This is a genomic window from Candidatus Nomurabacteria bacterium, from assembly GCA_020631975.1.
GTDB lineage: Bacteria > Patescibacteriota > Saccharimonadia > Saccharimonadales > CAIOMD01 > JACKGO01.
Window position 1 is genome coordinate 1 of record JACKGO010000004.1, and the last position, 25903, is coordinate 25903.

Annotated in this window: 32 protein-coding genes and 1 tRNA gene; 15 read left to right on the forward strand and 18 right to left on the reverse strand. The window is 40.3% G+C overall.

Annotated features, from left to right (window positions below):
* Positions 1–158: 158 nt before the first annotated feature.
* The 5 genes from H6795_04110 to H6795_04130 form a co-directional block, all read right to left on the reverse strand.
* Positions 159–2168, reverse strand: coding sequence for a heavy metal translocating P-type ATPase (locus H6795_04110; protein ID MCB9817677.1), 2010 nt, complete (start codon positions 2166–2168; stop codon positions 159–161).
* 119 nt (positions 2169–2287) lie between these two features.
* Entirely contained in the window at positions 2288–2776 is a 489-nt protein-coding gene (locus tag H6795_04115) for a hypothetical protein (protein ID MCB9817678.1), read from the reverse strand.
* Positions 2777–2952: 176 nt separating this feature from the next.
* Positions 2953–3768 carry a hypothetical protein gene (locus H6795_04120; GenBank protein MCB9817679.1) on the reverse strand — a complete coding sequence of 272 codons (816 nt, stop codon included), beginning with the start codon at positions 3766–3768 and terminating at the stop codon, positions 2953–2955.
* 238 nt (positions 3769–4006) lie between these two features.
* Positions 4007–4081 (reverse strand) — tRNA-Asn (locus tag H6795_04125).
* Between the two features lie 12 nt (positions 4082–4093).
* Positions 4094–4342, reverse strand: coding sequence for a GIY-YIG nuclease family protein (locus tag H6795_04130; GenBank protein MCB9817680.1), 249 nt, complete (start codon positions 4340–4342; stop codon positions 4094–4096).
* A gap of 209 nt (positions 4343–4551) precedes the next feature.
* On the opposite strand from H6795_04130, the gene H6795_04135 reads away from it, so the two are divergent.
* From H6795_04135 to H6795_04150, 4 genes are all read left to right on the forward strand, one after another.
* Positions 4552–5193 carry a DUF4203 domain-containing protein gene (locus H6795_04135; GenBank protein ID MCB9817681.1) on the forward strand — a complete coding sequence of 214 codons (642 nt, stop codon included), beginning with the start codon at positions 4552–4554 and terminating at the stop codon, positions 5191–5193.
* Positions 5194–5733 carry a Sua5/YciO/YrdC/YwlC family protein gene (locus tag H6795_04140; protein ID MCB9817682.1) on the forward strand — a complete coding sequence of 180 codons (540 nt, stop codon included), beginning with the start codon at positions 5194–5196 and terminating at the stop codon, positions 5731–5733. It begins immediately after the preceding gene.
* Between the two features lie 35 nt (positions 5734–5768).
* Positions 5769–6272, forward strand: coding sequence for a PH domain-containing protein (locus tag H6795_04145; protein MCB9817683.1), 504 nt, complete (start codon positions 5769–5771; stop codon positions 6270–6272).
* Positions 6273–6337: 65 nt separating this feature from the next.
* A complete protein-coding gene (locus tag H6795_04150; protein ID MCB9817684.1) occupies positions 6338–6664 on the forward strand; it encodes a hypothetical protein in 327 nt (108 codons plus the stop codon).
* A 131-nt stretch (positions 6665–6795) separates the two neighbouring features.
* Here the strand turns inward: H6795_04150 and H6795_04155 are convergent, their stop codons facing one another.
* On the reverse strand, positions 6796–7245 hold the full coding sequence (locus H6795_04155; protein MCB9817685.1) for a hypothetical protein: 450 nt from the start codon (positions 7243–7245) through the stop codon (positions 6796–6798).
* Positions 7238–7672 carry a GtrA family protein gene (locus tag H6795_04160; GenBank protein MCB9817686.1) on the reverse strand — a complete coding sequence of 145 codons (435 nt, stop codon included), beginning with the start codon at positions 7670–7672 and terminating at the stop codon, positions 7238–7240. Before H6795_04160 ends, H6795_04155 begins: the two co-directional genes overlap by 8 nt.
* Positions 7673–7734: 62 nt before the next feature.
* Between H6795_04160 and H6795_04165 the strand changes: the two genes are divergently transcribed.
* Genes H6795_04165 through H6795_04175 form a run of 3 tightly spaced genes read left to right on the forward strand, consistent with a single transcriptional unit; the run spans position 7735 to position 11731 of the window.
* Positions 7735–9150: an O-antigen ligase family protein gene (locus H6795_04165; GenBank protein ID MCB9817687.1), complete on the forward strand. Its 1416-nt coding sequence runs from the start codon at positions 7735–7737 to the stop codon at positions 9148–9150.
* A 27-nt stretch (positions 9151–9177) separates the two neighbouring features.
* On the forward strand, positions 9178–10611 hold the full coding sequence (locus H6795_04170) for a sugar transferase (GenBank protein MCB9817688.1): 1434 nt from the start codon (positions 9178–9180) through the stop codon (positions 10609–10611).
* Position 10612: 1 nt separating this feature from the next.
* Positions 10613–11731 carry a glycosyltransferase gene (locus H6795_04175; GenBank protein MCB9817689.1) on the forward strand — a complete coding sequence of 373 codons (1119 nt, stop codon included), beginning with the start codon at positions 10613–10615 and terminating at the stop codon, positions 11729–11731.
* A 2-nt stretch (positions 11732–11733) separates the two neighbouring features.
* Here the strand turns inward: H6795_04175 and H6795_04180 are convergent, their stop codons facing one another.
* Positions 11734–12396, reverse strand: a complete 663-nt coding sequence (locus H6795_04180) for a hypothetical protein (GenBank protein ID MCB9817690.1) — start codon at positions 12394–12396, stop codon at positions 11734–11736.
* 119 nt (positions 12397–12515) lie between these two features.
* Between H6795_04180 and glmS the strand changes: the two genes are divergently transcribed.
* The gene (gene glmS / locus H6795_04185) at positions 12516–14348 is read left to right on the forward strand and encodes a glutamine--fructose-6-phosphate transaminase (isomerizing) (protein ID MCB9817691.1); all 1833 of its coding nucleotides are present in this window, start codon (positions 12516–12518) and stop codon (positions 14346–14348) included.
* Between the two features lie 53 nt (positions 14349–14401).
* Here glmS and H6795_04190 read toward each other — a convergent pair whose 3' ends face one another.
* The 3 genes from H6795_04190 to H6795_04200 all read right to left on the reverse strand — a co-directional run bounded on the left by H6795_04190 (position 14402) and on the right by H6795_04200 (position 15870).
* A complete protein-coding gene (locus H6795_04190; protein MCB9817692.1) occupies positions 14402–14728 on the reverse strand; it encodes a hypothetical protein in 327 nt (108 codons plus the stop codon).
* The gene (locus tag H6795_04195; GenBank protein MCB9817693.1) at positions 14721–15065 is read right to left on the reverse strand and encodes a hypothetical protein; all 345 of its coding nucleotides are present in this window, start codon (positions 15063–15065) and stop codon (positions 14721–14723) included. The genes H6795_04190 and H6795_04195 overlap by 8 nt, the downstream gene beginning before the upstream one ends.
* A 73-nt stretch (positions 15066–15138) precedes the next feature.
* The gene (locus tag H6795_04200; GenBank protein ID MCB9817694.1) at positions 15139–15870 is read right to left on the reverse strand and encodes a hypothetical protein; all 732 of its coding nucleotides are present in this window, start codon (positions 15868–15870) and stop codon (positions 15139–15141) included.
* 94 nt (positions 15871–15964) lie between these two features.
* Between H6795_04200 and galE the strand changes: the two genes are divergently transcribed.
* Positions 15965–16990, forward strand: a complete 1026-nt coding sequence (gene galE / locus H6795_04205) for a UDP-glucose 4-epimerase GalE (protein MCB9817695.1) — start codon at positions 15965–15967, stop codon at positions 16988–16990.
* On the opposite strand, the gene H6795_04210 is transcribed toward galE, so the two are convergent.
* Genes H6795_04210 through H6795_04220 form a run of 3 tightly spaced genes read right to left on the reverse strand, consistent with a single transcriptional unit; the run spans position 16987 to position 19672 of the window.
* Positions 16987–18336, reverse strand: a complete 1350-nt coding sequence (locus H6795_04210; protein ID MCB9817696.1) for a phosphomannomutase/phosphoglucomutase — start codon at positions 18334–18336, stop codon at positions 16987–16989. The two genes, galE and H6795_04210, sit on opposite strands and share 4 nt — an antisense overlap.
* Before the next feature lie 41 nt (positions 18337–18377).
* On the reverse strand, positions 18378–19412 hold the full coding sequence (locus H6795_04215) for an NTP transferase domain-containing protein (protein MCB9817697.1): 1035 nt from the start codon (positions 19410–19412) through the stop codon (positions 18378–18380).
* A gap of 14 nt (positions 19413–19426) precedes the next feature.
* Positions 19427–19672 (reverse strand): hypothetical protein, encoded by a 246-nt coding sequence (locus H6795_04220; GenBank protein MCB9817698.1) that lies wholly within the window; start codon positions 19670–19672, stop codon positions 19427–19429.
* A 173-nt stretch (positions 19673–19845) separates the two neighbouring features.
* On the opposite strand from H6795_04220, the gene rfbB reads away from it, so the two are divergent.
* Genes rfbB through H6795_04250 form a run of 6 tightly spaced genes read left to right on the forward strand, consistent with a single transcriptional unit; the run spans position 19846 to position 23897 of the window.
* A complete protein-coding gene (gene rfbB / locus H6795_04225) occupies positions 19846–20844 on the forward strand; it encodes a dTDP-glucose 4,6-dehydratase (GenBank protein MCB9817699.1) in 999 nt (332 codons plus the stop codon).
* Positions 20845–21393, forward strand: coding sequence for an NUDIX hydrolase (locus H6795_04230; protein MCB9817700.1), 549 nt, complete (start codon positions 20845–20847; stop codon positions 21391–21393).
* Between the two features lie 3 nt (positions 21394–21396).
* Entirely contained in the window at positions 21397–21948 is a 552-nt protein-coding gene (locus H6795_04235) for an NUDIX hydrolase (protein ID MCB9817701.1), read from the forward strand.
* Positions 21949–21951: 3 nt separating this feature from the next.
* On the forward strand, positions 21952–22530 hold the full coding sequence (locus tag H6795_04240) for a dTDP-4-dehydrorhamnose 3,5-epimerase family protein (GenBank protein ID MCB9817702.1): 579 nt from the start codon (positions 21952–21954) through the stop codon (positions 22528–22530).
* Entirely contained in the window at positions 22527–23384 is an 858-nt protein-coding gene (locus tag H6795_04245; GenBank protein MCB9817703.1) for an NAD(P)-dependent oxidoreductase, read from the forward strand. The genes H6795_04240 and H6795_04245 overlap by 4 nt, the downstream gene beginning before the upstream one ends.
* The gene (locus H6795_04250) at positions 23385–23897 is read left to right on the forward strand and encodes an NUDIX domain-containing protein (protein ID MCB9817704.1); all 513 of its coding nucleotides are present in this window, start codon (positions 23385–23387) and stop codon (positions 23895–23897) included.
* Between the two features lie 175 nt (positions 23898–24072).
* Here H6795_04250 and H6795_04255 read toward each other — a convergent pair whose 3' ends face one another.
* The 4 genes from H6795_04255 to H6795_04270 all read right to left on the reverse strand — a co-directional run bounded on the left by H6795_04255 (position 24073) and on the right by H6795_04270 (position 25749).
* Complete coding sequence (locus H6795_04255; protein MCB9817705.1) at positions 24073–24465, reverse strand: PIN domain-containing protein; 393 nt, start codon at positions 24463–24465, stop codon at positions 24073–24075.
* Complete coding sequence (locus tag H6795_04260) at positions 24455–24730, reverse strand: hypothetical protein (protein MCB9817706.1); 276 nt, start codon at positions 24728–24730, stop codon at positions 24455–24457. Before H6795_04260 ends, H6795_04255 begins: the two co-directional genes overlap by 11 nt.
* A 470-nt stretch (positions 24731–25200) precedes the next feature.
* Positions 25201–25461: a type II toxin-antitoxin system mRNA interferase toxin, RelE/StbE family gene (locus H6795_04265; GenBank protein ID MCB9817707.1), complete on the reverse strand. Its 261-nt coding sequence runs from the start codon at positions 25459–25461 to the stop codon at positions 25201–25203.
* 3 nt (positions 25462–25464) lie between these two features.
* Positions 25465–25749: a hypothetical protein gene (locus tag H6795_04270; GenBank protein ID MCB9817708.1), complete on the reverse strand. Its 285-nt coding sequence runs from the start codon at positions 25747–25749 to the stop codon at positions 25465–25467.
* Positions 25750–25903 lie beyond the last annotated feature (154 nt).

Below are 25903 nucleotides of genomic sequence, written 5' to 3' on the forward strand. Positions count from 1 at the left end.
TTTTCTTTGTTTTCTTTGTACCAAGTCATGTGTATATAGTATAGATGAATATGCTTATGTATTCATCCTACTTTCGTTGTAACCCCATATAGCAACTTTTTTCTACTAACAGAAAAATTTGTGCGCTTTATACAAATCTACAGCTATATAAGAGGTTCTTATAATGCAATTCGTCTCAGCAACTGTGCGTTAACGGCAACTATGATAGTAGATAATGACATAAGTATTGCCCCTATAGCTGGTGATAAAACAAACCCCGCAGAATATGTAATACCTGCAGCCAGCGGTATGGCAATTGCGTTGTATCCTGTTGCCCAAACAAGATTTTGTACCATTTTTTTATATGCAGCTTTAGACAGTACTATAATCTTGTTGACTCCTCGCGGATCACTACTTACAAGTACTATGCCAGCTGATTCAATAGCTACGTCTGTGCCTGCACCTATGGCAATACCAACATCTGCCTGAGTTAATGCTGGGGCATCATTTACACCATCACCTACCATTATTACTTTACTGCCATCTACCTGTAATTTTTGAACAACACCTGCCTTATACTCGGGTAGTACTTCTGCATAATATTCATTAATACCAAGTTCTTTTGATACCCATTTCGCAACACCATTAGCATCACCAGTAAGTAGCGCTACGCGTTTACCATTTTTCTGCAGCAAGCTTACAGCATTGCTAGATTCTGGACGTATCACATCAGCGAGCAATACTGCACCTATCACTACCCCATCTTCTAGTATGTATACGGCCGTCATACCGTCGGCATCAGCTTTATGTATACGTGCTTGCAACTCGTCGCTGACTTTTACATGAAGCTCTTTGATTAATTGCGGGCCACCAACGTGTACGTGCCTACCATTAATTGATGCTTTTGCACCACGGCCAGAAAGCGCAGTAAAGTTTTTAGCGTCGGTAATTTTAATTTTTTGATGTTTGGCATAGCTTACAATCGCACGAGCAATTGGATGCTCAGACTCTTGCTCAACAGCAGCTGCTAAAACTAGTACATCGTTGCTCTTCCTGCTGTCGGAAATAATATCAACGACACCTTGCTCACCTTTAGTAAGTGTTCCTGTTTTATCAAACAGTACGACGTCAATATTCCTAGCCGATTCAAAGGCTATATGCTCCCGTATGAGCAAGCCATTCTTTGCTGCAAGGGTTGTAGATATAGCTGTGACTAACGGAATAGCTAATCCAAGTGCATGCGGACATGCAATAACAAGCACTGTAACGACTCGTTCTAAAATAAATGAAGCAGACTTATCACTAAATAATGCCCAACTAATCGCTGTTACTAATGCTGCTCCCAAAGCAATAAACGTCAAATAAAAGGCGGCTCTATCTGCAACTATCTGTGTTTTTGATTTGCTCTTTTGGGCATCAGCTACAAGTTTCATGATTCCAGCCAATGCAGTATCATCGCCTACTTTAGTAACTTTTATTGTTAGTGCTCCAGTCCCATTTATGGCACCACCAATAACTAGTGATTTCACATTCTTGTTTACTGCTGTAGATTCACCAGTAAGCATAGCTTCATTAACGCTAGATTCACCCTTCACAACTATGCCATCTGCTGGAATTATTGCGCCAGGGCGTACTAATACAACGTCCCCAACCTTTAAACTGGCAACCGACACTACTTTTGTACCATCTTTTGCAACGAGTTCAGCTTCGTCTGGTAGTAGTTTGGCAAGTTCATGCAATGCGCCTTGTGCGTTCTGGACCGAAGCCATTTCTAGCCAATGTCCAAGTAACATAATTGTAATAAGCGTTGATACCTCCCACCAAAATTCCATACCATCAACAATGTGCAAACTTACTGCAATGCTATACCCAAAAGCCACAAGTATCGCCATTGATATAAGTGTCATCATACCAGGCTGTTTCGCTGCTAATTCGGCCTTTGCGCTCTTGAGAAATACGAGTCCACCGTACAAAAAGATGAACGTGCCTAAAGCTGTTGGAATCCACTGACTGCCCGGGAACGATGGTGCTGTAAAGCTAAGGATTTCTTGTATTGTTTGTGAATATGCGAGTACGGGAATCGTTAGAATAAAGCTAAGCCAAAACTTTTTCTTGAACATATCCGGATCATGACCAGCATGTTGGTCATGATTATGGTGTTCGTGGCTCGTGTGATTAGTGTGTTCCACTATGTGCTCCTAACGTTGCTAAGACTGCATAAGTTTAATCGTTCTTTGTATACGCTCACCAGTTAATTATCTATTATTTTAGTCATATGGTGACTACTTTTGAAATTAATAGTGGTGCTTTAATGCCCAAATGCATATTTAAGTAAAATAACCGCTAAACCAATTAGTGACGCAATAAGTGCTCTTCGGGCACTCACCAATCTTGAATCTCCAGCGTAAATAGATGCAATATAGCCAAACACGCCTAGCCCGATAAGACTCATAACAAATGTAATTATAAATGCCAGTTCAGTAGAATATAGTCCGAGTGAGCTTAAAATAAATATAAATGCAGGGTACAGTGACACCACAAATATGGCAGATGCATCATATACTATATTTTTCTTATCACTTTTACTTAAGGCTCTTTTTCTTTTAATTTTTTCACCTAAGTATTCGGAATACACTTCAGCCAAAACAATCACAATGGCAGCAAACAATACTTTTAAAGCAATATTTAAGGGCTCTGCATCATGCTTTCCAGAGCCAATGACAACAGCTGTGACAAGTATTATTCCGTATACAGCTTTACTGCTACGAGACCCTATTAGGCTTTTAGATAATCGCATAAATTAATAATAACATCTGTTTAAATCCGAATATTAATAGTTAGTGCTGCAATCGTAGTTCTGGCTTGCTCGATTCTGATCTAAACCCCACGGCCAGATGTGAGCCAATTGTTTTACCGCCTGATTTTTAGGCTCGCTTTATACCAACTTAAGCATGTTATTTCTCATAAATAACGTCAGGTTTTACGCACCCGTTGAAATATATCTTTTAATCGTAGATACTCTTGCCACGAATATGGTATCTGAATTGAAGTTTCGGTAAATTCAAATACGTACAGCACAATAGATAGTATTGTGCCATAAGCTACGGCTTCGTTGGCAGACACTACTATTGCAAATAACTGTAGGCAAATTACCAGCACCCATGTTAAACCGAAGTTTAGAGTTTCAATATCAGATAGTTTTATCGTCCATGTATTAAGCCGTAAAATATGCTTTTGTATTTTTACTTCTTTGTTTTGTTTAACAACATCCACTTGCTTTTCATATTCATCGTTAAACTCGCGGTTATAGCGTAGCGTTTTCTTAGATGAAAGCCCATATATTAATACAATAAGCACCGACACAATAAGCGCGGCAATAAATACTTTAATGCTCAAGAATGCTAAAAAGAATAGTGACCCAAATAAAACCGCAAAGCTGTTTATAAGCTCTGGCATCGAATGCTCAAAAAACTCTACAATTTCGCGTAGCATATTTAGCCGTGCTGTTTTTGCGGATAGTTGCGTATTTTGTTTGGTAGAGGCAAGCCCAATGTGTTCGTATATTTTTGAATATAGTCTTGTATCATACAGCCTTCGCACAGTCATTAGCACTAGTGTCACAGAGCCAAGCAAGCCAAAAAGTATCAGACCTCTGTGACTACCTTCAAGATAATCATTAATAGCAACACCTATCACAAACGGAAACAATATCCACCCTATAGATTCCAATATAATCAGCAGAAAAGTGAAAGACAGTTTGTATTTATAGGGCTTAAACAACTCTAGCATATATAGATAATAGCACTGATGTCGGTCTGGGGAACGGGTCTGCTTTTGGGATGCTTGCTCGCTCGGGAGGAGAGAGGCTGGGTTCGAACCGACTTACAGGGGTGATAATGAAAGAACCGTCCTTTCGGACGGTTCCAACATTTGTAACTTACGAACCGTAAATTAGCATTTTGTCTGACCAAGGAGAGAAGTTAGGGATAGGTCTAGGAACCTGGTCTACCTATTTCTCTGCTGGGCCTGGCTCGGGAGGCCGGACTCGAACCGGCAACCTCGAAGTTAACAGCTTCTTGCTCCACCATTGAGCTACTCCCGAATGCTCCTGGTTTTACCCAGGAATATAATTTGAAATGTACGCCCGACCACGTGAAGTTTTTAATTGCTTTTCGCGCTTAATTGCCTCAGAGCGGGTGGAAAATGATTCTTTATATATCAACTTCCATTCGCCCTCAAACCTTGCTGTATGGTGTTTGCCCAATTTATAATTGTGCGACTTAATCCTTCTGTCTAAATTACCGCTTTGGCTTATGTAGTACTTATTAACAACATCATTATATATGACGTACACCTGATACATAGTTGTCATTATACAGCTTCTTGTCCGTCAGCTGACGGACTACTCCCGAATGCTCTTTGTTTTACCCAGGAATATATATAAAAGGTACAAGCAAGTTACCTTGCAACTAGAGTAGTATAAATTGTTTGCTCCCTATTGGTCAATAAAATTACAATGGTCAAAACAACTAGTAACAGCGTACAATATAAATACAACTAAGGAGACTACATATGAAAGAGGTAATTTTTGCGCTACTGGCAGGTGGTTTAGGCGTTTTGCTACTAACAGCCGGGTATCGTTTTGCTAGAATTCTAATTCCACTTTGGGCATTTTTTGCCGGATTTTCAGTTGGAGCAGCCGTTTTTGCAGATGCCACGAGTGTTGGCTTTATTGCGACAACAATGGGCATCGTCACAGGGCTCATCATAGGTTTTGTATTTGCACTATTTGCCTACTTTTTCTACAGCTTGGCTGTTGTACTACTTGGCGCAACAACCGGTTATTGGATAGGTACGGCATTTATGAGTTGGATTGGTTTTAGTAAAGGTTTCTTAAGTGCCGTTGTTGGTATATCACTTGGCGTTGTATTTGCGCTCGCAACTATTGGGCTCAATGTTGCAAAATATTTGCTCGTGGCACTTACATCTATGGCTGGTGCAGTTGCGCTGGTTGGTGGCATATTGGTGCTATTCAATAAAATTGAACTCAGCGCATTTGATTACACCACAGCGAGTGCGGTTATTAGCAACTCGGTACTATGGACGATAGTTACGTTTGTATTAATATCACTGGGTATTGTTATACAAATAATTACCACAAACTCGTACGTATTAGATGATTGGACAACCGAATACGGAGCGCCAAAGAAATAGATGTTCGTATCTGCCGCACAAGCTGGTGCAATGCTGCGCGGTGGCGCTGTTGGTGTAGTGCCCACAGAATCGGTCTACGGGCTCATTGCCCTCGCTACTGACGTAGCTGCTATTGAGCGTGTGTACGATGTAAAACATCGCCCAAGCACTAAACCATGTATTGTCTTAATTGCTCAGCCAGAAGATATGGCCCAATTTGATATTGAGCCGTCAGATATCATTACTGCGCGCCAGTATTGGCCGGGCAAGGTTAGCGTTGTGGTGCCATGCAGTAACCCACACCTAGAACACCTTACTCGGGGTACTGGGAGTATTGCGTTTAGGGTCGCTGGCACAGCTATATTACAAGAAATTTTAGCACTGAGCGGCCCCATTATTGCACCAAGCGCCAACCCAGATACACTTGCACCCGCTACAACTATACAGCAGGCTCAAGACTACTTTGGCGAATCGATTGACTTTTATGTAGACGGAGGCATCTGTAACGAGCTCCCTTCTAGTGTCGTTCATGCAAAAACAGGTAAAATATATAGAAAATAGCCACTTATTACTAACGCTCACGTATACTTACATATATGGAACAAACAACTATTTTAAAACGTAGCCCAAAGGGGTTGCAAGTACAGGTAATTACTCTAGGGGTTGCTGCTTTTGTATTAGCTATTTTTGGTACATGGGCCACTGCTAAATTATTTGGGTGGGCACCTAACCAGGGTTTTGGATTGAAAGTGTTAATTTGGATTATGCTCTTGTTAGGATGGGGAGTTACTTCTGTTAAATTATGGTTCGATTGGAACGTAAAAAGGTACGAAATAGCCAAAGATGCTCTAATTATACATTCTAAGGCCGGTAACTGGGGCACCTCAAAAGCAATATACCGTTACGAATCAATTATTTCGCTTAAGATGACTCAAGGTGTTATGGGCAAGCGTTTTGGGTATGGCGATGTACACATTCGCATCCCAAAAATAGAAGGTGACGTTGTTATGAATGATATAGATCACCCTATAGAACAACTTTCTGAGTTACAAAAACGTATAGGCGAACGTAGTGTCGGCTCAGACACACTTATAATGTAGCCCGTTACTTGCGAATTGTTATGATATGTGATTAAAATATAATTACAATCATAACGGAGGTCTATATGAAAAAAGTAGGTATTACGAGAGTTGGTGTGGGATCTCTAGCAAAACTAGTTGGTATTGTAAATGCAATTGTCGCGTTTGCACTTGGTATCGTTGGCTCTATTGTCGGGGTTGTCAGCGTGATTGCAAACAACAATTTTACACTGTTAGGTGATATATTCGCAGCGTTAGGCATCGCTTTATTTGCCCTCATTGTATATCCACTTATTTGGTTTGCGTTTGGGTGGCTATACGGCGCGCTTGTAGCAATTATTTGGAACGCTGTGTTAAGCGTTGGTGGTGGCTTAGAAATAGAAACAGTAGAAGTCAAAGAAGACAAGAAATAATAGGCTTCTATAACTAAAACACCTCGCACTAGATATGCGAGGTGTTTTTTATATAACGATATAAAGATAATTATCGCGGTGCTTTCTTTATTACACTACCCTCATAATTACATTTTCTTACAGAATAATTATTAAACTAGATGCTCATGTAAATTTTTCAATCGTGGCATAAAGCTCGTGGCAGCGTCTTGTAAACCTAATACTTTTAATGATCCTACTAAAACATATAGTTCATCGAGCTGTTGCTGAGTAATACTTGGTTGGCTTTCTGCAATTGTAAATCTGTTACCTATAAGTACCACCAGCCATTTCGCTTGTGACTGTGTAACATCCGTTGACGGTTGAGGTGCTATTACCTTTGCGTCGGTAACCTCTAACGACCGAGCCGAACGCCCACGCTTCACCAAATGGCCCCGTGCTATTAAATTATTAACATGCAGCGCCACAGTCGCCACAGAAGTGTAATGACACCCCACCATAATCTCGCGGTAGCTTGGGCTATAGCCATGCTGTGCAATAAATGCACCAATAAAATCAAGTAGCTCTAGTTGCCGCTTGGTCGGTCTTATAGCATCAGGCATGGTGTTTTATCCTTTTTTTAGGCTTTGGTTGCCCCTTAAATACCCATACTTTATACCAGATAAAATTCCACACCGTAAAGAACCCAGCTGCCAAAAATTGGCCTATTTCTGGTTCTATGCCAATATCACGTAATCCTTGCAGTATTAAATAATTTAGTAAAAAGGCATTTAAAGCTGTGTATATAACATATCGCCAAGTAGTATTTAATAAATCTGATTGTTTTTTAGTTTTAAACACCCAATATTTATTAAGGATAAAATTAATACTTATACCCACTGCGTTACCTATAAAATTCGCCCAAAATAAGGCAATTCTATCATCTAAAACAGATATAATGATGTAGCCACTCCAAAACCATGCGCCACCAGCAATCATGTATTCTACAATCTGTGTAATGAGTTTTCTAGTTTTCTTTTTTATACGCATAGTGTTTGCAATTTGTTCTTTTACTAGTGTATCACAGCTAACATCGCTACAATAGAATAGTTATGGGTTCAATGTCAGCACGCGATTGGCGTTTTATTGTTTTTATCTGTCTCTTAATTGGAGCACCATTTTCTAAATATCCTAGCATTGCTATTCCGTTATTTAACTTTCCGTCATTCAGAATTGGTGCCTACCAGCTCGTCGCGACAATTTTTGTATTGTTATGCGTAAAACCAATGTACCACGCCGGTGCTACTTTTTTTAATACATATCATAAGCTAACCTTTTACTCACTAGCAGTATTTTCTGCACTTACTGCTATAAGTGTCTTGTGGTCTTTGTACCCTGCGCGTAGTTTTTTACTGGCAGTTTCTGTATTATTGCTTGTTGCTACTGTGTTAGCTGGCTGGTGGTTTGCCGCCAACGAACTTTCTAATAAAAGAAGAATTATTATGGTGCATGCATTACTGTATGCCAGTATTGGATTTGGCATAATCGCTCTTATACAATTGGTTATTTTTACGCTAACCAATAGCACACTCGGTGTTCTATGCCCTGGTTGTACGGCCGAAGTATTTGGCTTTCCTCGGGTGAACGGCTTAGCGGCAGAACCGCAATTCTTTGCCAATGCCATGATACCTTTTGTGTTTGCTGCGCTATATAGCGTCGTTAAATCACCAAATAAGCTCGGGTGGGCAGCCTTGGTGGCATCGGTAGGCACAATTGGGCTTACTTTTTCTCGGGGTGCCTACGTAGCGCTGGCTATAAGCCTTTTAGCTGTGGCAATTGCGCTTTATGCACGTAAGCTCACTTCTCTTAAGACAATTATGATAAGTTACGGTGTGATTGCTCTTAGTATCATTGGCTCTTTAGTACTGCTTGTCACGGCGGCCACCATACGCTACAACGGCACTCCGGATATCACCTATCAAACAGTAGATAGCATTACCGAGCACCTAACGGTTGGGGTAATAGATCTACCAGATCCAACTCCAGTACCACAACAGGCACCTTCTGAAGCGTCACAGGACAAATTTGTAAGCCCAGGGCTCATTGAAGCATCAGGTAACGAACGCCTAAGCGCTGCAGAGCTGGCACTATCAGCTTGGCGCGACACACCACTTACCTTTTTGTTTGGAGTTGGCGCGGGTAATCTTGGCCCGTATGTTGTTGCCAATATAGAACCTACTGCACCAGATAATCTCACCGTGTATATATACTATATTTTACTGCTTGCAGAACTGGGCATTATTGGGTTGACTGCTATAGTAATTGTGTTTGGTTCAGCTATAAAAGCACTTGCGCGCTACAGTAGTCTAGAAGCAGTGATGATGAATGGACGTTTGGGTGCGTTTGCACTGCAGTTCTTTTTCTTTGGCAGCTACATCAACGTTGTCTATATTTGGCTATGGATTGGTATAGCACTTGGTATTACAAGCGTGGCAAATGTGCCCAAAAAAGCTCCAAAGAAGGTATAATACCCCTAAGAGGTAGTACCAACACATATGAAGAGCAATGCATCATTTTTATACGCTCTCGCCCTCATCTTGGGTGATTTTATCGCTCTGCTTGCAGCGTTTATTGTTGCCTACATATTGCGCGTTACACTAGACAGTCGTTCGCTTATTAACCAAATTTCATCTATAGAATATTTAAAAACCTGGATTATGCTACTGCCTGTTTGGCTGTTAATCTTTGGTTTTTTGGGGCTGTATAGAAGAAACGTCTACGATTACCGCTGGAAAGAGATGGTGCACTTGGCTATTGGTAGCATACTTGGTGTAATGACAATTATTACCTATGATTTTATTGTAGATGAGCCAATCTTCCCTGCACGGTTAGTGCCAGCATACGGGCTTGTGGTTGGCTTCTTATTATTGGTGCTTGGCCGCACACTCATGCGCGCTGCTCGTATGTTTATGTGGCGCACTGGCTTTGGGGTAAACAACGTTTTGGTTATTGGCGCTGGCCAAAGCCTAAAGAATTTTGTATCAGGCCTTAACCATCCATCGCGCACCGGGTACCGTGTTGTAGGTATCGCTACCAAAGACGAGCTACCCAAAAAATTGCAGCACCTACAAATAGAAGATTACAAAGAGGCGCTCGCTGTTGTTGGTTCTACCAATGTTTATACCATTGTAGTAACGGGTCTAGACGATGACAGCCGTGTAGCAAACGAAGCGCTCGCTACTGCCCAAGCCAACCATATCGCTTACAAGTACATTCCATCGCAGGCGGGTATGCTGAGTAATAATATTGATGTAGAGCTGTTTCAGGGCTTGCCTGTTGTGTCGGTACACCAAACCGCTCTTACTGGCTGGGGGCGTATCGTTAAGCGATTATTTGATATTATTGCCAGTGGTTTCGGGATTATTATTTTATCACCCGTGTATCTCCTTATTGCCCTTGTCATTTGGCTAAGCGACTTTGGTTCACCGCTCTTTAAGCAAGACCGCTTAAGCCGGTTTAACACCATCATACATATCTATAAGTTTCGCACCCATAACAAGCGCTACAGTGGCATGAGCCCAGAAGAAGCCTTCACTGCCATGGGTAAACCACAGCTTATTAAAAAATACCGCGAAAACGGCGACTTCCTTAAAAAAGATCCTCGGGTAACACCAATTGGTAGATTTTTGCGCAAAACAAGCCTAGACGAACTACCTCAGCTTTTTAATGTTTTTAAAGCAGATATTAGCCTCGTAGGCCCCCGCGCCCTAGTGCCCCAAGAGCTCAAAAACTACGCCTACAAAGACCTCATTCTAAGTGTAAAATCTGGCATAACTGGTTTGGCACAAATTTCAGGCCGTAAAAGCATTGGGTTTGAAGAACGCCGGGCGCTAGACCTCTACTACGTACAAAACTGGAGTTTTTGGCTCGATATTAAAATTTTGTTTCGCACTGTCATAGATGTATTAACAGGGAGAGGAGCTAAATAAAATGGCAAAAAAAAGCACTAAAAAAATAGCAATTGTTAGTGACTGGCTAACAAGCATTGGCGGTGCCGAGCGTGTACTACTTGCTATGCACGAACTCTACCCAGATGCACCTATTTATACCAGCCAATACGACCCTAAAAAAATTAATTGGTTCGATGACGCAGATGTTAAAACAACGTGGCTGCAAAGCCTGCCAAAAAAATCTACCGTACGTAAATTATTACCTGTTTTGCGCCGCCAAGCTTTTCAGCACATAGATCTCACGCAGTACGATATTATCATTTCGTCTAGCGGAGCAGAGGCTAAAGCTGTCAAAAAACTAAAAAAGGGTGCCACCCACATTACCTATTGCCATGCACCTACACACTACTATTGGAGCCGGTACCAAGAATACCTTAAAGAACCTGGTTTTGGCATGCTCAACCCAGTAGCCAGAGCAGGCTTAAAAATATTCGGTGGCCGAATGCGTAAATGGGACTATAAAGTTGCCCAGCGACCAGACGTGCTTATTGCCAACAGCAACCATATTAAACAAAAAATAGAAGAATATTATGATCGCGACGCCATTGTTATTCACCCACCAGTAGATATAGATAGATTTAGCAAATATGCGCCAGTTACAAAACGTAAAGGCCTTATTATTACTGGCCGGCAAGTGCCCTACAAACGGTTTGACCTAGCCATTGCCGCAGCTAAAAAGCTTAATATGCCCTTAACCGTAATTGGCAATGGCTCTATGCACAAAAAATTAGTAGCTCAAGCAGCGGGTCATAAAAATATTACCTTTTTAACCAATGTAACCGATACAGAGCTACCCAAACTACTATCTAAGGCCGAGTTATTTGTGTTCCCAGGTGTAGAAGATTTTGGTATTGCACCCGTAGAAGCTATGGCAGCTGGTACGCCCGTAGTTGCCTATGGCGAAGGTGGTGCACTAGACTACGTTACCGATGCCACTGGCGTGCTGTTTCATCGTCAAACAGCAGATGCGCTTGCAGATGCTATTGTTACTGCACTTGGTTCTAAATGGGATCACAAAAAAATTGGTAAAGAAGTTAAAAAATTTAATAACAATAACTTTAAAAAACAATTTTCAGCAGTCGTGAAACAATATTTATAGCCCTAGTGGGTGCTGGTAAACGATCCAACCATGTTTTCTAGTACTGCAGTATCTGCTTTGTTGGCACTTGATGCTTGCAGTGAAAATACGTAATCGTTGGTCATATTTTGATTTAAGCTTATATATGCATAGGCACACGACGTACTCACACCTACTGTTGGTGTCATGGTTTCGTCTTTGTATAAATACACTTCTTCTTGGTCAGTATCAGATAAAACAGTTACTACACTCGCCCCCTGGTAATTGCTAGATGGAACAACTTTTGTAATATTGGTTGAAATATCACCGTCCATACAACCACCACCAAATCCATCTATGTCACTCGTGTAATTTAATTCAGAACCCGTGGCTTCGTTTCTTATTGTAATGGTTTCTACCTGTACAGGGCCAGCAAACTCATCTTCTTGCGTATCTATGGTTGCTTCCCAAAAATCAGGATATTTTATACATGTTACCTTGTCTTTTGTGCAAATTTCTTTGGCAAGCGTGGTGTTTTGAGTAGCACTATTCTTGGTATTATCTTGCTGACTATTTGTAGGAGCAACCGTGGGTTCGTTTTTGTCTTTTTGCATGTTATATACGTAGTAGCCTGCAAGCCCAACTACCGCCACAATCAGCACCACTACAAGCACTACGATTGCCGTTATGCCTTTTTGATTTTTCATGGATGAATTTTCCTTCTTTATATTATATTGCTTATTCTTACCAACATTTTATCATCACCACCTATCAAACCCCAAACTACGATATACTAAATACTATCTACTAAGCGGAGATAAAAAGGATGTGTGGAATAGTCGGATACGTCGGGCGTGGCAATGCACTGTCACCTGTTATTACCGGTTTACAAAACTTAGAATATCGCGGTTACGATTCGGCTGGCGTAGCCTTTTGCACAGACAACACTATTCGCAGTGTAAAGCAGGCAGGCCGTGTACAAGCGCTAGAATCAGAACTGGCAGGGCTTAAACAAATAAAACCCAATACTGCTATTGGCCATACCCGCTGGGCAACGCATGGTGCACCTACCAAAAATAATGCACATCCGCATAGCAATTCATCTAAAACAATATTTGTTGTGCATAACGGCATCATAGAAAATCACGAAGAAATACGGGCTATGTTACAAAAACAAGGCTACAATTTTGTATCACACACAGATACAGAAGTCGTTCCACACTTAATTGACTACTTTTATAAAAAATTTGAACGAATGGATAAAGCTTTCGAGGTAGCTATACGCGAGCTAAAAGGTGCCTACGCTATTGTTATGACCACTAGCCACGAACCACATAAAATTTATGCTGCAAAACTATCTAGCCCACTGTGTATTGGCATAGGTAAAGATGCCAACATGGTTGGGTCTGATGCTTCTGCGGTCGCCGATGCTGCCCAAAAAATAATTTATCTAGAAGATTACGAACTCGCCATTATCGAACGCAAAAGCTATCGTATTAAAAACTTTCTCAAGAAACAGCCTGTAAACCGCCCGCCAGAAGATATCGTGTTAGAAGACGTTGCTGCCAGTAAAGGCCACTACGCTCATTATATGCTCAAAGAAATTCACGAAGCTCCCAAAACGATTCAAAACGCTATTCTAGGGCGCATTAAATTAGAAACAAACCAAATAAAGCTGGGTGGTATAGAATCTGTCGCTAACCAGCTAAAACACATAGACCGAATAATCATTATTGCCTGTGGCACATCTTACTACGCAGGTTTAGTAGGCGAATATTTACTAGAAGAAATTGCTAATATTCCGGTAGAGGTACAACTAGCCAGCGAATTTAAATACCGCAAAGAGCCGTTAACTGCTAATACTGCAGTACTAGCCATATCGCAAAGCGGCGAAACAGCAGATACCATTGCTGCGCTTAAAAAAGTAGAATCTAGCGGTGTGCTTAGGCTTGGTATTGTGAACGCCCCCGGCAGCACCATCGCACGTATTACCGATGCTGGCATTTATTGCCATGCTGGGCCAGAAATATCCGTTGCCAGCACCAAGGCATTTATTGCTCAAAGTTCGGTACTAGCGCTCTTGGCGCTATGGCTGGGCAAAGGCTACACAAGCCTCTATAAACCGCTCCTAACAGAGCTTGCCCATCTGCCAAAAAAGGCAGAAGAAGTACTAACATTAGCACCACACGTCCAAAAAATTGCAAAAAAAAATGCACATCACAGAGATTTTATGTACCTTGGCCGTGCCTACGAGTTCCCCATGGCTTTAGAAGGCGCGCTTAAGCTCAAAGAAATTAGCTATATTCACGCAGAAGGCTACGCTGCAGGCGAAATGAAACACGGCCCACTAGCGCTCATAGACACCAGCTTTCCTACCTTTGCGCTTGCTGCTAGCCCTACACTATTTGAAAAAACAGCCAGCAACTTGCAAGAGGTAAAAGCCCGCAACGGTAAAATTATCGCCGTTACTACCAAAAAACACGTACCACAGCTAAAAGACCTTGCAGACGATATCATTAGCATACCAGAAGCTTCAGATCAGTTATTACCACTTCTAGAGGCTATTGTTGTGCAACTATATGCCTACTACACCGCCCTAGAACTCGGCCACGATATAGACAAGCCCCGCAACTTAGCCAAATCAGTCACCGTAGAATAACAAATCATACGAGCAGATAATATAAAGCTTAGTTGTTTGGTTGAATACGATAATTACTTGTGTAAACGTGCAGCAATAGCAAATTGCATAAAGTATTTATCAATCTCACTTCGCTGTATTTCATCACCGTAAAAAAGTGTCTTCAAGTACATTTCTTTTGCCCGTAATACTTCTTTAGTTTTTGGTGACTTATTCTTCACAAGTTCTTCTGTAGTCGCATCAAATAAGTCAATTGCCCGCACCATAGCAGCATCTTTAGCTTTTGTATCATTAAGTTTTTGTGCACTAAAAGATCGGCCAACTTCGCTATAAATATTGCCCATTTGTTCAAAAATCGTAAAAGATGCCCATTTACGCCTACTAACCATGTAATCAGTCATTTTTTACCTTTTTGGTAACAATAGTCTGTATCTTTTTGCGTAAATCTGGATCACCTACTCCACGTGTCATATTATTTTGCCGGGGACGAATATTTATCATAGAATCAAATTCAATAAAATCTTCACTACCAAACTTGGCTGGATACAAATTTATACCCCACAAATCTGCTTGGTCTGATCCATTTTCTAACAGAAATTGTTCTTCGTCTGCGTGCATTTCAGCATCAACTACCAAAATGTTTTTATTAATATCTACTACAGCTTTCACTAAATTACCGTACATATTTTCTGCCATTTCTGTAAGTTCAGTAACAGATATTGTATCTATGGTCTTCATCGATTAAATTATAGCACCTAAAATATATAGATGCTGTAATTATGGGGTCAAGTTGTGGCCTTCGTATCGTAAATTAATTAAAAGAAAAACCAGCAATAACTTCTTTAATGATAGATTTACTAGGTTCTTGGTCAGCCCCAGCAACTTCAACACCGTAATAAATACCGTTATTTTCAAAAACGTACCATTCAATATAACTAAGTCCATTAAACCCGTATACTTTGGCGGTAACACCATCTATGGTTACATCTGGTTTGCTTTCTAGCTCACTCATGCTCGTACCTTGTAGTAAAGATTCCATAAAACTACTCAAACCATCCGAGCCTTCAAAGTTAGTAGTAGGTAACGCGGTAATTTTTACTTCTGAAAAGGGGTTATCTAAACCCACTACACCTTTTGCTTCATCTAAGAACTGTGTTACCTGCAATATCGTACCTGGGCCACCCTCAAAACCACCGTCTAGCTTTTTAATAATTACATAGTTATCTGGTAGGGCTAGTGTAAACTTACCCACTGTTGCCGTATAGCTTGTTTTAGTATCACTAGCAGTAGGCGCACTGGTGGCAGGTTCATTTTTTACTTGCTGCGCGCTATCTAACTGCTTCTTTAAATCGGTAATTTCTTTAGTTTGTACATAGTACAAATAGCCAAGCGCTATATTACCAGCCAGCAGTGCAATAATAATAAGCCAAACTAATATTTTAGTTTTTTTTGATTTTTTTGGTTGCTTTGTAGCTACAGTACTATCAGGGTTAGTACTAAACTGGTTTATTGGTTGGGTTGGTTTTCTATCATCGTTATTCATACATCAATCATCGCACATTACGCTACCGTTTATAAATAGCTCCTACTTACATATTGATCTTTCAGGTAAAATACTATGGTATAAGGGGGAGTAAATGCATATTTTAGTTACAGGTGGGGCTGGATACATTGGTAGCCACACCACGCTAGAGTTACTTAATAAAAACTACGATGTCACTGTAGTAGATAACTTATCTAATAGCGTAGCCGAATCTATTGAACGCGTAGAAAAACTTACAAATAAAAATGTGTCTTTTCATGAATTAGATATTAGAAAAAAAGACAAGCTAGAAACCCTATTTGCCACTAATAATTTTGATGCTGTCATACATTTTGCGGGGCTTAAGGCGGTTGGAGAATCAGTTAGTAAAGCACTGCATTATTATCACAATAATTTAATATCTACACTCGTCTTATTAGAAGTAATGAGCGAATATAATGTAAAACAGCTCGTTTTTAGTTCTTCTGCCACAGTTTATGGCGATCCTACCACGGTGCCTATAAAAGAATCAGCGCCTAAGACTGCCACAAACCCGTATGGGCAAACAAAACTAATGATAGAGCAAATTCTAGAAGACATCACCAACAGTAAAGAAGGCTGGAAAATCATTGCTCTGCGTTACTTTAACCCAATTGGTGCCCATTCCTCTGGGCTTATTGGCGAAGACCCTAATGGTATACCAAATAATTTACTACCGTATATTAGCCAAGTTGCTGTGGGTAAGCGCACCGAGCTTAGTGTATACGGCGACGATTATGCCACAAAAGACGGTACGGGCGTGCGTGATTATATTCATGTTGTAGACCTCGCAAACGCCCACATAGCAGCATTACATCATGGTGGCAAAAAAGATACATACCTTGCATACAACATTGGTACTGGGCAGGGTGCGTCTGTGTTAGACGTTATTGCTTCTTTTGAAAAGGCAAGTAACAAACATATACCATATAAAATAGCACCAAGACGGCCGGGTGACATCGCTGCCTGCTATGCCGACCCATCAAAAGCTAATAAAGAACTTAAATGGCACGCAGAAAAAACCATAGATGATGCTTGCAAAGACGCCTGGCGCTGGCAGGCCAATAATCCAAATGGCTATAATGTTATTGGCAAAATTTAAGCCTTAATAATTTTTGTAACCTTTTTAACCATTGCATCTAGTTCTTGTTGAGTTTTTGCTTCTGCATTTAGGCGCAGTAGTGGCTCTGTATTGCTCGCCCGTACATTAAACCAACCACTATCAAATTGTACAGTTATACCATCTAGCTCATCTATTTTTTTGCCAGCATAAGCAGTTTTTATGTCTAAAAGCACGGCTTCTTTATTGGTAACTTCAAAATTAGTTTCTGGTATCTGTACGTACGCTCTTCTATACGGTGCAGCTAACGCACTTAGCGTTTTACCACTAGTAGAAAGTACGTACAACCCTATAACTGCAGCAATCAGCCCACTATCTGCATAGTAATTGTCTTTAAAATAATAATGACCACTATGTTCACCTGCCATTACGGCCGCATGTTTTCTCATATCTGCTTTTATATAGCTGTGGCCAACTTTTGTACGTATTGCCTTGCCACCATTGTTTTCTATAGTATTAGCCGCTGCTTTACCACAAATTGCATTGTACAAGATAGTTGCGCCAGGGTTTTTTTGCAAAAAATAATCTGCCAATAATGCTGTCAGCACCGTACCTGTTAATGCTTCGCCAGTTTCATCAATTAGTACTGCCCTGTCGCCATCACCATCAAAAGCAATGCCTGCGTCACAGCTGTACGCACTAATAGCTTTCTTAATGTCTACCAAGTTTTTTGGCTCTAGCGGGTTGGCAATATGGTTAGGGAACGTACCATCTAGCTCAAAAAACATTTCGTGCACATCAAACGGCACGTACGGTTCAAGCTCTGGGAATATTTTGCCTGCCATACCATTACCTGCATCAACCGCAATCTTAAGGGGCTTTAACTTATTTGTATTAACAAAGCCTAGTACGTGGTTTATCCAATCCTCTGTAATGTCTTTTTCTATACAATTGCCATACTCATCAGTTTCAAGCGAAGTGAGCGCCAATACTTCGTTTTTTATGTCTAGTAGTCCAGATTCTACTCCAATTGGTCTTGCTTCTTCTTTGCATAATTTTATGCCATTATATTCACCTGGGTTATGACTTGCGGTTATCATTGCACCACCAGCCAAATGATAGTTACCCACCGCAAAGTAAATCATGTCGCTTGTTACTTGCCCAATGTCAATAACATCTCGCCCACTTTTTCTTACACCATTAATGAGTGCATTTGCCAGTTCGGCAGAATCTGGGCGCATGTCCCGGCCAACCGCAATGGCACCATTGCCTTGCAGCCAGTTACTAAAAATATAGCCAATTTTTTCAACAACTTCTGGGGTCAATTCTGTACCTACCTTACCCCGTATATCGTACGCTTTAAAAATCTCGTCTAAAATTTCTTGCATATGTCCCTCCTGTGTTACTTCTAAAATCTATAATCCAATTTCTAACTCTGTATGCGCTTGGCTATATCGCCAACTTTCTGGCTGTAATTTTTGTTAGCCACTAGTACACCGTTGGGTGTGTTTACCACTACAATATTATCTAGTCCAATAACTGCAACTGGCTCTGTATCGTCGTTACGTATATAGCTATTGGTGGTATTTTCTAGTTCTACACCATTGCCCCAAACATGGTTACCGTCGTCGTTAGTACTGCTCACCGAATGCAGGTCGCTAAAGCTCCCTACATCTACCCAGTCAAAAGTGCCTGGTATAACTAAGCCGTTTGTCACATGCTCAGACAATGCAGTATCTATTGTTTCGTTTTTAAGTTGTAAATAGGCTGTCTCAAAGTCAGGGGCGTTATATAGTTTTGCTAAAGATTGGTACAACTTTGGCGCTACTGCTTGCATGGTATTTTCAAATGTTCGCAAAGAGCCTACCAAGTAACCTGTGTTCCACAAATATGCACCACTATGAAAATATGCATCCGCTGTTTTTTTATCTGGTTTTTCTTTAAATTGCTCTAAGAAAAATGCATTAAACCAACCGTCTACAGGACCGCTTTTTTGCATATAGCCAAAACTTGTTGCAGGTTGTGTGGGCTCTACTCCAATAAATACTAACCGCTTTTCGCCCTTGCTTAGCTCGCCTGCCCTTAAGGCGCTCGCTGCAAAGCCATCGTTATCGCGTATTAAATGGTCTGCCCACAAAAATATAATTGGTTCATCTTTTGGCAGGCCAAGTTTTTTTACATGGTTTAAGCCCATCAAAACACAACTCGCTGTGCCGCGCCTACCTGGCTCTATGAGTATATTTTCTTTTGGTAGTCCTTCTAGCTGATTAATTACATGCTTAGAATGCGACGCTTCTGTAATAACAAAAATATGATCATTTTTTGCCAACCGCTGTACGCGGTCAACCGTATTCTGCAACAAGCTTTTATCATTAGTCAGGCTTAATAAGTGTTTGGGGTAGTCTTTGGTGCTAAGGGGCCACAGCCGCGTGCCAGAACCCCCCGCAATAATAACTGCAATCATAGCCTGCCATACTCCTAGACGGTTAGTTTATATCCAATTTTGTCAGCAACCTCTTTAACCCATCGGTTGACCATATCTAACTGGTGACCCATAACTAATCTCTCGTCTTCAGAAATTTCGAGCTGTTTTTCTATTGAATCAAGCCTGTTTAAAATACTTTGAATATCTACTTTTTTGGCGGTGTCGTCTAGCTTATCTTCAATAATATCTAACTTCTTAGAAACATACGTAAAAAGTTTTGTAAATTCATCTTGTGACATATATGAATTATATACCACTCTACGTATAATCACATTGTCTGTTCTCTTTAATCCGTTAAATCTCTGAAAATGAATAATGCTATTTGGTAACTTACATGTTGTTAAATATACTTATGCAAGCGACCCCTATTAATACAACAAACTATAGTGACTATTGGTAGTACAATATACATATGGCAAAACTACTTGTTACAGGTGGTGCGGGGTTTATTGGGGCAAACTTCGTGCATTTCACCCTAAATAATCGCCCCGAACATCAAGTAACCGTAATAGATAAACTCACCTATGCTGGCAATCCAGATAATGTAGAATCTATCTTAGATAAAATAGAGTTTATAACTGGTGATATCTGCGATAAAGACCTAATGGATGATTTAGTCGCAAAGAACGATATTGTGGTACATTTTGCCGCAGAATCACATAACGATAATAGCCTGCGTGACCCTTGGCCATTTATAAACACGAACATCGTTGGTACCTATACGATTTTAGAAGCCGTGCGCAAGCACAATAAACGCCTGCATCACATCTCCACTGATGAAGTATATGGCGATCTAGAGCTAAACGACTCAGCTAAGTTTACAGAAACCACTCCTTACAACGCGTCTAGCCCGTATTCTAGCAGCAAAGCAAGCTCAGATTTACTTGTAAAGGCATGGGTAAGAAGCTTTGGCTTGCAGGCAACTATAAGCAACTGCTCTAATAACTACGGCCCCATGCAACACATAGAAAAGATGATTCCCCGTCAAATTACTAATATTTTAAGTGATATTAAGCCAAAGTTGTATGGTACGGGCGAACAAGTGCGCGATTGGATACACGTAGACGACCACAACGCAGCAGTACATACCATTCTAGAAAAAGGAAAATTAGGAGAATTGTACCTAATAGGTGCCAACGGCGAACAAAACAACAAAACCATTTTTGAAATGTTACTAGAGCTTATGGGCAAACCAAAAGACTGGTACGATCACGTAAATGACCGCCCCGGTCACGACCAACGCTACGCCATAGATAGCACCAAGTTGCAGGCAGAACTAGGCTGGGAGCCAAAATACACGAACCTTAAAGAAGGTTTGCAAGCTACCATAGATTGGTACACCAACAACAAACCTTGGTGGCAAGCAGAAAAAGCCAAAGTAGAAGCCGCCTACGCCCAGAAAGGCCAATAAGTGTCCCTGCAAAGAAAAAAGTTATCATCTAGAATTGTGTATAAAAACCCCTGGATTAAAATACACGAAGACACAACTATCACACCTAGTGGCAATAAAGGTATCTACGGATATTTAGAATCAAGAGATTCTTGCATGATAGTAGCCGTAAATGAAAAACAACAAATCTTTTTAGTCTACAGCTATCGGTACCCGTCTAAATCTTACGGCTGGGAGTTACCTGGCGGTGGCGGAGACAACCAAGATTTATTAACTGCTTCTAAGCGCGAACTAGAAGAAGAAACTGGGATAATTGCCAATAATTGGGAGGTCTTAGGGTCGGCATATGTTTGCAACGGGTTTATGACAGAAAAAATGGCAGTATATCTAGCCAGCGACTTGAGCTTTGCCGGTAAAAAAGAAGATTCTGACGAAACATTTGAAGACATGCGTTTTTTCTCTCGTGAAAAAATTAGCAAAATGATACAAAATGGTGATATTAATGATTGCCAAACCCTTGCTGGTTTGCAATATTATGAAACTTGGCTACAAGATAAGGATACAAACTAAATAATGGCAGATTGGCAAAAACTTAGCTCTAAGATAGTGTATGAAAACCGCTGGTTAATAGTGTACGAAGACCAAGTAATCACCCCTGCCGGCAACGAATCAATATACGGCTATATGCGCTATAGGTGTGATGTAGTGTATGTTGTTGCCATAGATGCACATCAAAACACCTTTCTAACTTTGCAGCAGCGCTATCCAACAGGCAAAACTAATTGGGAATGCCCTGCTGGTTTTATAGAAAACGAAACTGTAGAATCAGCTGCCAAACGCGAATTGCTAGAAGAAACAGGCATGCAGGCCGATTCTATAAAGATTATGAGTACGGTTGATATCGCAAATGGTGTAGCAGCAATAAAAAATAATGTTTGTTTAGCTAAAGACCTAAAAAAGGTAACTAACAAGCTAGATCCAGTAGACGGCATAATTGCTACAAAAAAAGTGCCCTTAGCTAAAGTTTATGACATGATTATAAATAGAGAAATTGTATGCTCGCAAAGCATAGCCGCCTTTTATATGGCCGGTAAGTATTTAGAAAGTAAAGATAAGGAGCAATAGTATATGGCAAACCTTGCAACAACAGAGTTCACCGCACATCAAACATCAATACCTGGCTTACTATTTTTTGACGTAACACAGGTTGATGATGCTCGTGGGTTTTTTCAAGAAAAATATCAAAAAGCAAAACTGGTTGCAGGAGGCATGCCCGAATCTTTTAACGTTGTACAAAATAGCCTATCTTACAATAAGCAAGCTGGTGTAACACGTGGTTTTCATGCCGAACCATGGGATAAATACATTTCTGTTGTAAAAGGCAAAGTATTTGGCGCGTGGGTAGATTTACGCAAAGGAGAAACGTTTGGCAACGTAGAGACTTATGAAATAAACCCTAATACAGCTGTGTTCTTGCCCAAAGGTGTCGCAAACGCTTTTCAAACCCTAGAACCTGATACTTACTATTTGTATAGCGTCAATGCTCATTGGAGCGCAGATAATTACGAAAAATACTGTTTTGTTAATTTAAAAGAATCTTCATTTGGCATAAAATGGCCAATTAATTTAGATACAGCAATAATTAATGACCGTGACACACAACATCCACTGTTAAAAGATGTCTCGCCAATGGAGGTTGAAGTATGAATAACGCCAAAATACTAGTAACCGGTGGCAATGGCCAACTGGGCAATGCATTAAAGCAATACTTTCCGTCTGCAGAGTATGTAGACTTAGACGAATTTAATATTAGCGACCCAGAAGTATATAAAAACAAAGATTGGTCACAGTATCAGGCTATTATAAATGCGGCCGCTTACACTAATGTAGACGGTGCAGAATCGCCAGAAGGCCGTGTAATCGCCTGGCAGGCCAACGCAAACGCACTTGCCTATATGGCGCAAGTAGCCGCGGCCAACAACCTAACCATTGTGCATGTTTCTAGTGACTATGTATTTGATGGTACAAAAGTACCACACAAAGAAGACGAGCATTTTAGCCCATTAAGCGTATATGGTGCCAGCAAAGCCGCAGGTGACCTTGCAATATCAACAATCCACAACCACTACATATTGCGCACTAGTTGGGTTGTGGGCAAAGGCAAAAACTTCGTAAAAACCATGAAAGAACTAGCAGAAAAAGGTGTCGAGCCAAAAGTAGTTAACGACCAACGTGGCCGTCTTACCTTTGCAGAAGATCTTGCAGGTGCTATTAGCCACCTACTTACCACCAAACAACCTTTTGGTACATATAATTTTACTAATAGCGGGCCTATTGTATCTTGGGCAGATATTGCCAAACTTACCTATGAAAAAACAGGTCATAATCCAAATGACGTAACTGGTGTATCTACTGTAGACTATTACGCAGGCAAAGAGGGCATTGCCCCCCGCCCACTACTAAGCGAACTAGACCTCACCAAAATAACCAACACGGGCCTTACCCCACGCGACTGGCAAACCACTCTAAATAACTACATAGAAGAACTCAATGACGAATAAATGATTATAGATAACCCAGAAGAAGTATTAGACCTTGTTAACGAACACGATGTAGTCGTAGGTACCATACTAAGAGCGGAGGTACCGCAATTAGCAGCTACCAGCAAGGGCTTCGTTAGGGCTGTAGGTGTATTTTTACAAAACTCTAAAAAACAACTATTTGTTCCAGCAAGGTCATTGCATAAAAAGCTACTACCTGGCGCATACGACTTTAGTGCAGCTGGTCACGTAGCTAGTGGCCAGTCTTATATAGAAGCTGCAGTCCAAGAAACAGCAGAAGAACTGAATATACAATTAAACACCAGCTCATTTAGGTTAATTGGTACTCTAGCGCCATTAAATGGCATACCCTACTTTAACCATATTTTTATCGTGGAATACGAAGAAACCCCCTTATACAATAAAGAAGATTTTTACAAAGCAGAGTGGCTATACCCAGAAGAATTAATCGAAAGTATTAAATCAGGCCACCCAGCAAAACAAGTAATATTACCCGCACTTAAGCTCTTATAGGTCTATCCTTACTCGGCAAACATATAGTCCATTTATTGTGATATGCGCTACTCTACACCGTCACCGACAGTGATATCCCAATCTTCTAGCTCACTATCTGGGACTTCTTTATCTCTACGGTTTGCATCTGCCCACTCGGCTCTATCATTAATGGAATAACCATAATTAAGTTTTCTCACAATATTATTAGCCCATCACCTAAAACATCGGCAAATACTTCAAAATCTTTATCAAAAGTAACCAGTGGCATATCGTTTTCTAAAGCTAAAGCTGCAATCCAAACATCATTATTGCTTAATGCTCGCCCTTTTTTTGAACATAGAACAGAAAGCTCTCCATATACTTTTGCTGTTTGGTCTGTTAAATAAATAGTCTCTACAGTATCAAGAGATATAAAACGCTTTAGTCTAATTTCGTTATCTGAAGTCCTTGAGCCTTTAGTAAAACCATACCTTAGTTCACCCAAAACAATTATTGGTATATACGCCATGGGTGCGCCAGCAAGCATTTGCAGCACAACTGGGTCAGCTCTATCTAGCGCGCTATAGACATTGGTATCAATTATCATCTTTTAGCCACTGTTTGCGTGTTAGCTCTTTTTGTATTTTGTCATCTTCTTCCCATGCACGGTATGTCGCTTCATCAATGCTATTGCTACCAATAAACCAATCAAGTGAGTCTAGTAAAGTTTTGTTCTTGCCTTGGCCAGATTTTTCGGATAATTTATCAAGCACAACCTGGTTTAGGCTTTTGCCACTAATTTTCGCTATCTTTTTATAGTACCTATCTACCTTTGGTGGTACATTTCTAATTGTATACTGTATTGATTTCATGCCTACATTATAGCATGCATGCCTGCTTTTTACAATATTTACAAATTAAGTACGTAATATTTGAATTAATAAGACGCTGCTAGGTGCATCTTTGTAGTAATTGATTTATTTGTTGTAGTCATCATCATGGCCAAGACAAATATGGGCTCCGGGGTATCGTATAGCTCATGGGAAAGGGCGTAAAAGCAACAACTATTAAACAAAAAGGTGTTAAGCCAATCTGAACTTAAATAATAAAAGAATGGTGAGTTCTTTTTGTAGTTGTTGTCTTTTACAAGCCCTTACGCAAAGAGCTATACGCACCCCGGCAGTTTACCCAACTTTGCTGCCCAAAGTTGTATTTATATAGTTTTGAAATAATTTATTATCTTAAGAATTAACTACAAAGCGCAGAGGCTTTGTTACTTTGGGCATTGCAAAGTAAGAGTTAATTTTTTTGGAAAAGTGTAAAGAAAAAATATATATATAAACTATTTATATAGCTGGCTATGACTACCAATAGCTACAAAAAGTATTGTGTTATTATCAATTATTTTAAGATGTAGCCTAAGGTCGCCTCCGGCACTAATTGAATAGTGTCCTTGCCATGTACCAACCAAGGCATGAAGACGCAGCTTTGGGTCAGATGCATCGCATACGTATAATTCTATTGCAGCTCTGGCTCTTTCTTGTTTTTTTAATGCTAACTTGGCAAATTGTTTATTAAAAGATTTTGTAAAATCTATATTCATATACTACTTATTCATTAGGCTATCTATGTGCGCCAAAGCTTCTTTAGCTCCCTTTGTGTGGGTAATATCCTTATCTTCCTTATAGTCTACGTCTGCCATAGTAATTATTTTTTCTAGGTAAGGCGTTGGTTCACTGGCTGTGCTTAGAACGATTTTTTTGTCACGTAAAGTTTGCTTTAAAACCATATTAATTAAAGCTGTAGTAGATACGCCTAGCTCACCAGCAAATTCTTTGACTGCCTTTTTGGTAGCTGCGTCTGTTTTGATACTCAATAATACGTTAGCCATAACACATACATTATATATACGTTGTATGTATTTGTCAATAATAAAACGCAACCTATATCTGTTTGGAAAACCGCGGTATGTAATATTTTTTGACGGAGCTTCTCATTATCAGTGCATCTTTGTAGTAATTGATTTATTTGTTGTAGTCATAATC